This window comes from Parvibaculum lavamentivorans DS-1 (genome assembly GCF_000017565.1).
In the GTDB taxonomy this organism is placed as follows: Bacteria; Pseudomonadota; Alphaproteobacteria; order Parvibaculales; family Parvibaculaceae; genus Parvibaculum; species Parvibaculum lavamentivorans.
Genome location: NC_009719.1, coordinates 3,244,123 through 3,257,029 on the forward strand (window position 1 = coordinate 3,244,123; position 12,907 = coordinate 3,257,029).

Below are 12,907 nucleotides of genomic sequence, written 5' to 3' on the forward strand. Positions count from 1 at the left end.
CTCTCTCCCGATTGTCGTCGTCAGTTCCAGATCGCCGGATGTCTGTCCTTCCAGGGCCGCGCTTCTTCAAGCTGCGCCGCGAGGCGGAACAGCGTCGCCTCGTCGCCGAAGCGGGCCGAGAACATCATGCCGACGGGCAGCCCGTCCGAAGACATGGCAAGCGGCAGCGAAATCGCCGGCTGTCCCGTCAGGTTCTGGATCGGCGTGAAAGGCACATAGTCGACAGCCGGGGCGAATGCCTTCAGCGGATCGCGCTCATTGATATCGATAAGGCCGAGCGGAATGGGCGGGGAGGCCAGTGTCGGCGTCAGCCACACATCGTGGCTTTCCATGAAGCCCGCTACGCGCCGGGTCATGGCCTGCGCCTCCTTCACCAGCATCAGGTATTGAGCGGCGCTCACCTGCTTGCCGATTTCATAAAGTCCCCAGGTCAGCCCTTCCAGTTCATCTTCCTTCGGCCCGCGCCCGCGCCGCAGTGCCTCGCCCTCGATTTCCGAGGCGAGCCAGGAGGCCCACATGGGCAGAAAGATGCTGCCCGGTTCCTCAGGCTTCAGCGGCGGCGCCGCTTCCACAACCTCGTGGCCGAGATCGGCGAGCAGCTTCGCCGTCTCTTCCACGCCTTTCACGCAGTCGGCGTGAAGCGGGTTTCCCGCCGGGTTCGTCTTGCTGAAAGCGATGCGCAGCTTGCCGGGCTTGCGTCCGGCTTCCTCGAGAAAAGGCCGCTCCACATGCGGCGCGGCATAGGGCGCGCCCGGTTCATAGCCGTGTGTGCAGTCGAGCATCGCAGCACTGTCACGCACGCTGCGCGTCACCACATGTTCATGGCAGAGCCCACTCAGCACATCTCCATAATCCGGTCCGAGCGAGGTCCGTGCCCTTGTCGGCTTCAATCCCACCAGCCCGCATGAAGAAGCCGGAATGCGGATGGAGCCGCCGCTGTCATTTGCGTGAGCCAACGGAACAAGGCCGGCGGCGACAGCTGCCGCCGCGCCGCCCGAGGAGCCGCCGGTCGAATGGTTCACGTTCCAGGGGTTGCGCGCGGGTCCGTAAAGCGCGCTTTCGGTGGTCGGCAGAAGCGTGAATTCAGGCACATTCGTCTTGCCGAGAATGCTCAGCCCCGCCTTCTTGAAGCGCTTCGCCAGTGCCGCGTCTTCCGTCGCCGCAGTGCCTGCCCGAAAGCGTGAGCCGAGGCGCGTTGTCGTGCCGGCGAGGTCGCCGAATGCGTCCTTCAGCAGAAAAGGCACGCCCTTGAAGGGGCCGTCGACGGGTGCTTTTGCAGCGGCGCGGCCAATGTCATAGAGCTTCGATACGACCGCGTTGATGGCAGGATTGTGCTTTTCGATCCGCGCGATGGCTTCTTCGGCAAGCTCTTCCGCTTTTACATCGCCCTTGCGCACCAGCTCGGCGAGCCCCAGTCCGTCATAGCGCGTATATTCGCCAAAGCTCATCCGCTTCTCCCGCCCCCGCGTTTCACCGGGCAGAAGCTTAGCCGCTGACTGCCGCGCGTCAAACGGTCAGGGCCGGAGGTCAGGTCTCTTTGTCTTTCTCGTTCGCAATCCAGGGATAGGGAGGGGTGCCCTCGAAGACCGGGCCTTCAAGTGCCGGTTCGCCTCCACCGTCCCATGGCTTGGCCGAAAAGCGGGCGCGGCGCAGAACGGCCGCTCCTTCGGGGCCAGCATCCCTCGTCACGTCGCCGACATTCACTTGCTCCACCTGCATTGTGGTGTCGGTCAGCGTTACAAGCGTATAGCCGTGGCCATCGGCATCCATGTAGTCGAGGCCGGGGCTCGCGCGCTCGTTGCGGAACATGTTGTGGATATATTCGGAGGACGAATAATTCGCGAGAATGCCGGCGCGCAGGCCGTTCACCAGCGTGTTGTTCCAGTTCTCGCGCTTTGTCCCCTCGTCATCGAGCACCACGGCACGATGGAAAAAGCCGCTGTCGCGCGTCGCGCGGGCGGCGCCTTCATACATCGAGCCGGAGCTGATCGCGCCCGTCATGATTTCGAGCGCCGCGAAGGTGAGTTCATCCGCATCGGGATCGACAGGCAAGCGGCCCGCCGCGAAGGCGTGATAGTCGCCCGCCAGGGAAACGACATTGCCGATCTTTTCTTCCTTCAGAAAAGACATCAGCTCCGCGAGTTCGCCGGGATAGCCCTGCCAGGCATCGGTCCCGACATAGCCGTCCTCAAGCCCCGCGAAGGGGATGCGCGCGAAATCGAGCCGCATCTGCAATGCGGGGGCGCTATTGGCCCAGATCCGCCATCTCGCCGTCGAGGCTTTCATCGCGGCCTTGAACCATGCCTTTTGCGGTCCGCCCAGCTGCGTGCCGCGCGGCGCCTTGACGCGCGGGTTCGGCATTTCCTTGCCGCCATAGCGGAGTGTCTCGGGCGGGTTGCCGTCATTCGCGCTGCGTCCGGCATCCAGCAGTTTGACCAGGCGGACGGGTGGCACGGGTGCGCCCTTGATGAAACCCTTTATCTCTTCGGTAATGACAGGTGGGCTCCGATAGCTCCGAAGGTCTGTTATCACCATGTCGAGCATCGCGCCCCAGCGCAGCGTCCGGTAAATGGTGAGGCTCGATATGGCTTTCAGGTTGTCCGTACCCTGATAGAGATAGTTCTCGTCCGGTTCGCCCAGCTCGCCATCCTCGACACGCACATTCCGGAAGTCATGCGCCGCGCGTTCGATGCCGTTGAATTTCGGCGTTTGAGAGAGCACTGCGGGAATGAATTCAAACCACGCCTTGTTGGCGGCGAGCTTCCGCTTTGCCGCGGGCCCGCCATCGCCGAAATAAGTGTCGTGGCTCTGCCAGGCATCGTTCGTGAATTCATGGTCGTCCCATGTATGCACGAAAGGAAAGCGTGCCCGTGCCGCCTGCAGGTCGGGATCGGTGAGATAGGTCTTGTAGAGCGCGCGGTAATCGGCAAGCGAAACGGCGGCCTGTCCGCCCTTCTGCCACCACGGTCTTGTGCCGTCCGGCACCCAGGGTTCCGTGCCGTCGGGCAGGGGGCCGGCCAGCCGCGACGGCCGCCGGTCTTCCGGCACATCGCCAGTGCGTTCGTAAATGAAGTCGCCAAGATGCAGCACGAAGTCGATCTGTTGCTCCGGCGCGGCGGCAATGTCGTCATTCACCAGCCGCCGCAACGCGCCGTAATAGCCTTGCTCGTAGTTCTGGCAGGAGACAGCGGCAAAGCGTACGTCGCGCTTGGTGCCGGGGCGTGGCGCGGTGCGCGTGCGGCCCGGCTCGGCCGAGCTGTCGCCGCCGGCATAGAAGCGATAATAGTAAACAGTGTCGGGAGCGAGCCCGCGCACGAAGACGCGGACGGTGTGGTCGGAGGCGCGTGTCGCCCGTACCGCTTGTTGTACGACCACGCGCGCGAAATCCGTATCGGTCGCGACCTGCACGTAAAGGTCGATATCGCCGTTCGGCAACGCCGCCTCCGGGTCGATTGCCTCGACGCGCGTCCACAGCATGACGGCGTCCGGCTGCGGGTCACCGGAGGCCAGGCCTTGCGGAAAATGAAAGGCGCCGCGCGCCGCTCTTGCCGTGCCAAGTGACGGCACAAAGGGCGTGGTCATCGCGGTGGCGACGAAGCATCCCGCCGTTGCCGCAAACAGCTTCAGAAATTCGCGACGGTCTAGCGACGCCCCCGACATAAGTCCCTGTACCCCACACTCTTCACCGGTTACGGGCGCAGTTATAGAGACTTTGGGTGCGGGCGGGAACGGCGCTAGCCGATCTTTTTTCGGCCCTTGACGCGGGCCGCCGGTTTGGGCGCGGCCTTGCGGGCACTTGTCTTGCTCTTCGCCGCGGCGCTTGCCTTGCGTGTCTTTGCGTTCGCTCCGGCGCTTTTGCCGGGCCGGCGCTTGAAGAGCTCTTTCAGATAGTGCCCGGTATAGGAGCGCGGTTCGGCCGCGACATCTTCCGGTGTACCCGCCGCCACGATCTCGCCACCGCCGTCGCCGCCTTCGGGGCCAAGGTCGAGGATCCAGTCGGCGGTCTTGATGACTTCGAGATTGTGTTCGATCACGACCACCGTGTTGCCGCTCTCGACCAGCTCATGCAGCACTTCAAGCAGCTTCGCCACGTCGTGGAAATGAAGTCCCGTGGTCGGCTCGTCGAGAATGTAGATCGTGCGGCCGGTCGCGCGCCGCGACAGTTCCTTGGCTAGCTTGATGCGCTGCGCCTCGCCGCCCGAAAGCGTCGTCGCCTGCTGGCCGACCTTGATATAGCCGAGGCCAACGCGCTGGAGGATTTCCATCTTGTCGCGCACCGCCGGCACGGCCTTGAAGAAGCTCGCCGCCTCATCCACCGTCATTTCCAGCACGTCGGCAATCGACTTGTCCTTGAATTTCACTTCCAGCGTCTCGCGGTTATAGCGGTGTCCGTGGCAGACATCGCACTCCACATAGACGTCGGGCAGGAAGTGCATTTCGATCTTGATGACGCCGTCGCCCTGGCAAGCTTCGCAGCGGCCTCCCTTCACGTTGAAGGAGAAGCGTCCCGGCTTGTAGCCGCGCGCGCGGCTTTCCGGCAGTTCGGCGAACCAGTCGCGAATGAAAGTGAACGAGCCCGTATAGGTCGCCGGGTTCGAGCGCGGCGTGCGGCCGATGGGCGACTGGTCGATGTCGATGATCTTGTCGAGATGTTCGAGCCCGAAAATCTCGTCGAAGGCGCCCGGGTGGTCGCGCGTATTGTTCAGGCGCCGCGACACGGCCTTGTAGATCGTTTCGATCAGGAGCGTCGACTTGCCGCCGCCCGACACGCCGGTAACGCAGGTGAAGGTGCCGAGCGGAATTTCCGCCGTCACATCCTTCAGATTGTTTTCCTTCGCGCCCGTCACCTTCAGCCATTTGCCATTGCCGGGGCGGCGTGTGGCGGGCAGGGGGATCTGCAGAAAACCCGTCAGGTACTGCCCGGTGAGGCTTTCAGGATTCGCCATGATGTCTTCGGGCGTTCCTTCCGCCACCACACGGCCGCCATGCACGCCCGCGCCCGGCCCCATGTCGACCACGTGATCGGCGACGCGGATCGCATCCTCGTCATGCTCCACCACGATCACCGTATTCCCGAGGTCGCGCAGCCGCTTCAGCGTCTCGAGCAGCCGGTCATTGTCGCGCTGGTGAAGGCCGATGGAAGGTTCGTCCAGCACATAGAGAACGCCCGTCAGGCCCGAACCGATCTGCGATGCGAGCCGGATGCGCTGGCTCTCGCCGCCGGACAATGTGCCGGAATTGCGCGCCAGCGTCAGATATTCGAGGCCGACATTGTTGAGGAAATGCAGCCGTTCGCGGATTTCCTTCAGCACCCGGCCGGCGATTTCGTTCTGCTTCGCCGTCAGGTGGCCGCCGAGTTCGGCGAACCATTTGTCGGCCGCGCGGATCGACATCTGCGAGACTTCGCCGATATGGCATTTGGCGATCTTCACGGAGAGCGCCTCCGGCTTCAGGCGGAAGCCGTGGCAGGCGTCGCAATCCGTGATGCCCTGATAGCGTTCGATTTCCTCTCGCGCCCAGGCGCTGTCCGTTTCTTTCCAGCGCCGCTCCAGATTGGGGATCACGCCCTCGAACGGCTTCTTCGTCTTGTAGGAGCGCATGCCGTCATCATAGGCAAAGGTCACGACTTCATCGCCGGAGCCGTAGAGGATCACCTCCTGCGCTTCTTCCGGCAGTTGCGACCAGGGCGCCGTCATCGAGAATTTGTACTGCTTCGCTAGCGCCATCAGCGTCTGCGTGTAATAGGGCGAGGTCGAGCGTGACCAGGGTGCGATGGCGCCCTTTTTCAGCGATAGGCCGTGATCCGGCACCACGAGGTCAGGGTCCATATAGAATTGCGTGCCGAGCCCGTCGCATTCCGGGCAGGCGCCGAACGGGTTGTTGAACGAAAAGAGCCGCGGCTCGATTTCATCGATGGTGAAGCCGGAGACGGGACAGGCAAACCGCGAGGAAAAAATGATCCGCTCCGCGTCCGCGCTTTTCTTGTCGTCTTTCGGGGCATCCGCCATTTCGATCACGGCAATGCCGTCCGCGAGATCGAGGGCGATTTCGAAGCTGTCGGCCAGCCGGTTGCCGAGATCGCCGCGCACGACGATGCGGTCCACCACCACGTCGATATCGTGCTTCAGCTTCTTGTTGAGCGCAGGCACGTCCGCGATCTCGTAGAAAGTGCCGTCCACCTTCACGCGCTGGAAGCCCTTCTTCTGCAGTTCGGCGAATTCCTTGCGGTATTCGCCCTTGCGGCCGCGCACGATCGGCGCCAGCAGGAAGAGCCGCGTGCCCTCCGGCAGCGCCATCACGCGGTCGACCATCTGCGTCACGGTCTGGCTTTCGATGGGCAGCCCCGTGGCGGGCGAATAGGGAATGCCGATGCGGGCCCAGAGGAGGCGCATATAGTCGTGAATTTCGGTGACGGTGCCGACCGTCGAGCGCGGGTTGCGCGAGGTTGTCTTCTGCTCAATGGAGATGGCGGGCGAGAGGCCGTCGATCTGGTCGACATCCGGCTTCTGCATCATCTCCAGGAATTGCCGCGCATAGGCCGACAGGCTTTCGACATAGCGGCGCTGGCCCTCGGCATAGATCGTGTCGAAGGCGAGCGACGACTTGCCGGAACCCGACAGGCCGGTAATCACGATCAGCTCGTCGCGCGGCAGTTCCACGCTTACATCGTGCAGATTGTGCTCGCGCGCGCCGACCACCCGGATAAAGCGGTTCTGCACGTCGCTATGCTTGTTGGGCGCGGATTTCTTCGAGGCGGTGCTCATCGGGCCGGAACTCTCACGGGCGCGGACTGCCTTGCGGGCGGCGCGCATCTTTCGCTACGGGGAATGTGGCTTGGTCTCAGGCATCATGTATGTAGGGCCGCAGGGGCAGCTTCAAGGGCCAAGACCCCGCGACATAAAAGAATCGCAGGACCCGGGAAGCATCTTGCCTCAAATTGCATGTTGTGAGAACATAATAAGAACAAACAGGCTTTCAAGGCGGCGGGGGACAGATGGGTTTGAATTTTGATACGCTCACTTATTCCGAAAGGCTCCAATCGGCTGGCGCTTCCAAGCAGCTGGCCGACGAACATGCAAAGCTGGCGCGCGACATGGTCATCGCCGATCTCGTTACCAAAGAGGATTTCCGGGCCGGCATGAATGCGCTGAAGTCCGAGCTGGAAGCCACGATGGCCAGACATGGCCTGCGAATGACCCTGTTGTTTGGCGGTATGATCGCTGGCGCGATGACTTTGCTGCTTGCTGCCATTCCTCTTGTCGTTTGATCCACAGCTTTTTTATCGAGATCGCTGGCCCATGACCGCACCTGCGGCTAGGGTCCGCGCAATAAACATCCAACCGGCGAGGGCGAGAACATGGCAGGCAGCGTCAACAAGGTCATCCTGATCGGCAATGTAGGCGCCGACCCCGAAATCCGCCGCACGCAGGACGGCAGGCCGATCGCCAACCTCCGCATCGCGACGTCGGAAAGCTGGCGCGACAAGAACACGGGCGAGCGCCGCGAGAAGACCGAGTGGCACCGCGTCGTCGTCTTCAACGAAGGCCTCTGCAAGGTCATCGAGCAATATGTGAAGAAGGGCGCCAAGCTTTACATCGAAGGCGCGCTCCAGACCCGTAAGTGGACCGACCAGTCCGGCGTCGAGAAATACTCCACCGAAATCGTGCTGCAGGGCTTCAACTCGACGCTGACCATGCTGGACGGCAAGGGTGGCGGCGGCTCTTCGGGCGGTGGCGGCGATTACGGCAGCGGCTCCGACGATTTCGGCGGCGGCAGCGGTGGCGGTTCCTCGCGCGGCAGCTTCAGCCAGGACCTCGACGACGAAATTCCGTTCTAGAGCTCCCTTTCCCGGGCTGCCTCATGCTTCGCATCGTCGAGACCTTGAGCGACCCCGGCAATCCGGACAAGGCGAATGAAGACGCCTTCGGTCATGCCGGCGCCCATGCCTGGGTGATCGACGGCGCGACCGATGTCGCCGACGGTCCGCTGATCGGCTCTGAGACCGGGGCGCACTGGCTTGCGCGGGAGGCGAGTGCGCTCTTCGCTGCCCATGCCGCGCGTTATGGCGCCGATCTTCACGGCCTTGTCCGTTTCACCATCGAGACGCTGGCGCTTCGCTTCGAGCAGGAACGTCTTCGCCCGCCGAACGGGCGCCACGAATGGCCGAGCGCGGCCATGGCGCTTCTCCACGCCGGCGAGGGAAAGCTCGCCTGTGCGAACTTCGCCGATTGCGGCCTTATCCTTCTCGACGATGACAGCGGCGAGGCGCGGGTCTTCGGTGTGCAGCACACCTCGCGCGAGGCGCGGGCCGTGAGCCGCACGGCGGAACTGATCGCCGCGCTCGCATCCGGCGAGAAGCCTTTCGACAATGAAGCCATCATGGCCTATCTGCGCGAAAGCCGTCGCCGCCAGAACACGGAAGAGGGATACTGGATCCTCGGCATAGACCCGAAAGCCGTCTCCCATATGCGCCATTGGGACATTCCGCTCTCGCGCCCCGTCACCGGCCTTCTCTTCAGCGACGGGTTCGGCTCCATCGTCTTCGACTATCACCGCATGGACCCGGCGGCGCTGGTGCGCCGTGCCGCGCTTGGCGGCCTCCGCTCCATCGCTGACGAGGTTCGTCGCATCGAGGCAATGGAGGATCCCGACTGTCTCGAACACCCCCGGTTCAAGCGCCATGACGACGCGACGGCGGTCCTTTTCCGCGTCGAATGAGAGGCTGCGGCGAAGGCTTTCTTCGGGCGGATTTTTCTCTTTTATTTCAGTGGGTTACAAGGCGCTATCCGGCGCGTTTGAAGTTGCCGTGATAGGGCGGAACTGCTAATCTCGCGGGCAGTCAACGAGAGGGATTCGGCGCCTGCCGGATGTCCTCTTTTTCGTTCCTTTCAGGGGTTGCGCGAGCCGCTTTCACAGGCCTTCGCGACAGCGCCCTCAACGTCAGAAAAACACTTGTCCGATACGCAAGACAGCGACATTCCGGGTGACGAGCCAGGCCCGGGCGACGATACCGGCATGGATAGTTTGAACGGTTCGGGCACGCCGCCCGGCGGTCCGGGCGGTCCTTCCGCCGGCGGTCCGCCGCCCGAGCGCGACGTCGCTCCCATCGCCATCGAAGATGAAATGCGCAGTTCCTATCTCGATTACGCGATGAGCGTGATCGTGAGCCGCGCGCTGCCCGATGCGCGGGACGGATTGAAGCCCGTGCACCGCCGCATCCTCTTTTCGATGAACGAAAACGGCTACGACTGGAACAAGCCCTATCGCAAGTCGGCCCGCGTCGTCGGTGACGTGATCGGTAAATACCATCCGCATGGCGACCAGTCGATTTACGACGCGCTGGTGCGCATGGCGCAGGATTTCTCCATGCGCCTGCCGCTCTTGGATGGGCAGGGCAATTTCGGTTCGGTGGACGGCGACCCGCCCGCCGCCATGCGATACACCGAAGTGCGCATGGCGAAGACGGCCCATGCGCTGCTCAACGACATCGACAAGAACACGATCGACTTCAAGGACAATTACGACGGCACCGAAAGGGAGCCCGTCGTTCTCCCCGCCGAATTGCCGAACCTTCTCGTCAATGGCGCGAACGGTATCGCCGTCGGCATGGCGACCAACATCCCGCCGCATAATCTCGGCGAGGTGATCGACGCCTGTATCGCGCTGATCGACAATCCTGACATCACGATAGATGAATTGATCGAGCATGTTCCCGCGCCCGATTTTCCGACCGGCGGCATCATGCTCGGCCGGCAGGGCGCGCGTCTTGCCTATCACACGGGCAAGGGCTCGGTCGTGGTGCGCGGCCGCGTCGAGTTCGAGGAAGTGCGAAAAGACCGTCAGGCGATCATCATTTCCGAAATTCCCTATCAGGTGAACAAGGCCTCGATGGTGGAAAAGATCGCCGACCTCGTGCGCGAGAAGCGCATCGAAGGCATCGCCGATCTGCGCGACGAGTCCGACCGCAACGGTATGCGCGTGGTGGTGGAGCTTCGCCGCGATGCCGTGCCGGATGTGGTGCTGAACCAGCTCTACCGGTTCTCGCCGTTGCAGCAGAGCTTCGGCTGCAACATGCTCGCGCTCGATCACGGGCGTCCCGAGCTGATGAACCTGAAGCAGTTCCTCGAAATCTTCGTCGCTTTCCGCGAGGAAGTGATTTCACGGCGAACCAAGTTCGAGCTCAACAAGGCGCGCGACCGCGCCCATGTCCTTGTCGGCCTCGCCATTGCCGTCGCCAATATCGATGAGGTCATCAAGCTCATCCGCACCGCGCCAGACCCGGCATCGGCCCGCGAAAGTCTGATGGCGCGCGACTGGCCGGCGCGGGACATTGCGCCGCTGATCGCGCTGATCGACGATCCGCGCCACCAGTTGCGTGAAGACGGCACCATCCGCATGTCGGAGGAGCAGGCCCGCGCCATTCTCGAACTCCGCCTGCAGCGCCTCACCGCGCTTGGCCGCGATGAAATCGGCGACGAACTGAAGGGTCTGGGCGAGCGGATCGAGGATTATCTCTCGATCCTGCGTTCGCGTGCCCGCGTGCTCGACATCATGCGTACCGAGCTGACGGCGATCAAAGCCGAGTTCGCGACGCCGCGCCGCACCGAGATTGCCGAGTCCGAATCCGATTTCGAGGATGAAGACCTGATCCAGCGTGAGGACATGGTCGTCACGGTCAGCCATCAGGGCTATATCAAGCGCGTGCCGCTCTCGACCTATCGCGCGCAGCGCCGCGGTGGCAAGGGCCGGTCCGGCATGTCGACCAAGGACGAGGATTTCGTCACCCGTCTCTTTGTCGCCAATACGCATACGCCCATGCTCTTCTTCTCGTCCACGGGCATGGTCTACAAGCTCAAGGTCTGGCGTCTGCCGCAATCGACGCCGCAAGCGCGCGGCAAGGCGATGATCAATATCCTGCCGCTCGACCACGGCGAATACATCACCACCGTCATGCCGATGCCGGAAGACGAAGCGAGCTGGGACAGCCTCCACGTTATGTTCGCCACCCGCAAGGGCAGCGTTCGCCGCAACAAGCTGTCGGACTTCGTGCAGATCAACCGCAACGGCAAGATCGCGATGAAGTTCGAAGGCGACGATGCGGATGACGCCATTGTCGGCGTGCAGATCTGCACGGAGGAAGACGACGTGCTGCTCACCGCCGCGAATGGCCGCTGCGTCCGCTTCCCCGTTACCGAGGTTCGCGTCTTCTCCAGCCGCAAATCAACTGGCGTGCGCGGCATCCGTCTCGGCGATGACGACAAGCTGATCGCCATGAGCATCATGCGTCATGTCGACGTCACGCCGGCGGAGGCGCGCGCTTACCTGAAGCAGGCCGCCGCCATGCGCCGTGCCGTTTCCGGCGAGGGCGAGGAGCCGGAAGCCGAAATCGTCGAGGCGGAAGAGGGCGAAGAGGAAGCAGCCGAAGAGATGACGCTCTCGACCGAGCGTTATTCCGAGCTTGGCGCCCGCGAGCAGTTTGTGCTCACCGTCAGCGAAAAGGGCTTCGGCAAGCGGTCCTCCTCCTACGACTACCGGACGTCGGGCCGCGGCGGCAAGGGCATCATCGCCATGGCCGTCACGCCGCGTAACGGCAATCTCGTTGCCTCCTTCCCGGTCGATGTGCAGGACCAGATCATGCTCGTCACAGATGCCGGCCAGCTCATTCGCTGCCCGGTGGACGATGTACGCGCCGCGGGACGCGCGACGCAAGGCGTCACGATTTTCCGTACCGCGCCGGATGAGCGCGTCGTCTCGGTCGAGCGGGTCGAGGAAACCGGCTCGGACGAGGAATAGGAGAGCGAACCATGGCGCGCATCGGGCTCTATCCCGGCACCTTCGATCCGATGACCAACGGGCATCTCGACATCATCCGCCGGGGCCTCAAGCTCGTCGATCACCTGATCGTCGCCATCGGCGTCAACGCCACCAAGACGCCGCTGCTGACGCTTGAAGAGCGGTTCCAGCTCATCGAGCAGGAGGCCGGGCCGATCGCGAAGGAACTCGGCTCGAAAATCTCGACTGCCTCCTTTTCCGGCCTCGTCGTCAATGCGGCGGACGAACATGGCGCAACTGTCATCCTTCGCGGATTGCGCGGCGCGGTCGATTTCGAGTACGAAACACAGATGGTCGGCATGAACCGTGTCATGAACCCGCATGTGGAGACGGTCTTTCTCGCCGCCTCGCCGGATACGCAGTTCATCTCCTCCACGCTCGTCCGGCAGATCGCGGGCATGGATGGCGACATTTCGCCCTTCGTGCCGCCTCATGTGAAAGCCAAGGTGCTGGCGCGCGTCGCCGAGCAGAAGAAAAGCCGCTGAAGGCGGCTCCCTCGCAACTCGCTGACAGGAGTTTTTCATGGCGAGACTGACACATATAATGATGGCGTTCGTTCTCGCCGCCGGCATGGCCGTGCTGCCGGGCCGTGCCTCCGCCGCCGATCTCGAAAACACCATCTATCTCGACCTGAAGGATGGCCGCGTCGTTATCGAGCTGCTGCCGGAAATCGCGCCGGAGCATGTCGAGCGGATCAAGACCCTCGCGCGCGAGGGCTTCTATGATGGCATTGTCTTCCACCGCGTCATCCCGGGCTTCATGGCCCAGACGGGCGATCCGACCGGCACCGGCATGGGCGGCTCGATGCTTCCCGATCTCCGTGCCGAGTTCACGCGCGAGGAAAGCTTCCAGCGCGGCACGCTCGGCATGGCGCGCTCGCAGAGCCCGAACAGCGCCAACAGCCAGTTCTTCATCGTCTTCGACGATGCGAGCTTCCTCGACGGCGAATACACGCTGTTCGGCCGCGTGGTCGAAGGCATGGAGCATGTCGACAACATCGCCGCCGGCGAACCGCCTGCCAATCCCGACAAGATCGTGAAGATGCAGGTCGCGGCAGACGCTCAGTAAGTTACAC

Annotated in this window: 9 protein-coding genes; 6 read left to right on the forward strand and 3 right to left on the reverse strand. The window is 63.1% G+C overall.

The window, feature by feature from the left end; all coding sequences use genetic code 11:
• Nucleotides 1-20: 20 nt before the first annotated feature.
• The 3 genes from PLAV_RS15475 to uvrA all read right to left on the reverse strand — a co-directional run bounded on the left by PLAV_RS15475 (nt 21) and on the right by uvrA (nt 6,764).
• Nucleotides 21-1,448: an amidase gene (locus tag PLAV_RS15475; protein WP_012111971.1), complete on the reverse strand. Its 1,428-nt coding sequence runs from the start codon at nt 1,446-1,448 to the stop codon at nt 21-23.
• A gap of 79 nt (nt 1,449-1,527) precedes the next feature.
• Nucleotides 1,528-3,660 carry an alkaline phosphatase D family protein gene (locus PLAV_RS15480; RefSeq protein WP_012111972.1) on the reverse strand — a complete coding sequence of 711 codons (2,133 nt, stop codon included), beginning with the start codon at nt 3,658-3,660 and terminating at the stop codon, nt 1,528-1,530.
• A 74-nt stretch (nt 3,661-3,734) separates the two neighbouring features.
• Nucleotides 3,735-6,764 carry an excinuclease ABC subunit UvrA gene (gene uvrA, locus PLAV_RS15485; protein ID WP_049767888.1) on the reverse strand — a complete coding sequence of 1,010 codons (3,030 nt, stop codon included), beginning with the start codon at nt 6,762-6,764 and terminating at the stop codon, nt 3,735-3,737.
• 230 nt (nt 6,765-6,994) lie between these two features.
• Here uvrA and PLAV_RS15490 point away from each other — a divergent pair, with 230 nt between their 5' ends.
• The 6 genes from PLAV_RS15490 to PLAV_RS15515 all read left to right on the forward strand — a co-directional run bounded on the left by PLAV_RS15490 (nt 6,995) and on the right by PLAV_RS15515 (nt 12,900).
• A complete protein-coding gene (locus PLAV_RS15490; RefSeq protein WP_012111974.1) occupies nt 6,995-7,267 on the forward strand; it encodes a hypothetical protein in 273 nt (90 codons plus the stop codon).
• Between the two features lie 90 nt (nt 7,268-7,357).
• Nucleotides 7,358-7,837, forward strand: a complete 480-nt coding sequence (locus PLAV_RS15495; protein ID WP_012111975.1) for a single-stranded DNA-binding protein — start codon at nt 7,358-7,360, stop codon at nt 7,835-7,837.
• Between the two features lie 23 nt (nt 7,838-7,860).
• The gene (locus PLAV_RS15500) at nt 7,861-8,718 is read left to right on the forward strand and encodes a protein phosphatase 2C domain-containing protein (RefSeq protein WP_012111976.1); all 858 of its coding nucleotides are present in this window, start codon (nt 7,861-7,863) and stop codon (nt 8,716-8,718) included.
• A gap of 297 nt (nt 8,719-9,015) precedes the next feature.
• Nucleotides 9,016-11,793 (forward strand): DNA gyrase subunit A, encoded by a 2,778-nt coding sequence (gene gyrA / locus PLAV_RS15505; protein ID WP_049767889.1) that lies wholly within the window; start codon nt 9,016-9,018, stop codon nt 11,791-11,793.
• Between the two features lie 11 nt (nt 11,794-11,804).
• Entirely contained in the window at nt 11,805-12,317 is a 513-nt protein-coding gene (gene coaD / locus PLAV_RS15510; RefSeq protein ID WP_012111978.1) for a pantetheine-phosphate adenylyltransferase, read from the forward strand.
• A gap of 37 nt (nt 12,318-12,354) precedes the next feature.
• Entirely contained in the window at nt 12,355-12,900 is a 546-nt protein-coding gene (locus PLAV_RS15515; protein WP_012111979.1) for a peptidylprolyl isomerase, read from the forward strand.
• The last annotated feature ends 7 nt before the right edge of the window (nt 12,901-12,907 follow it).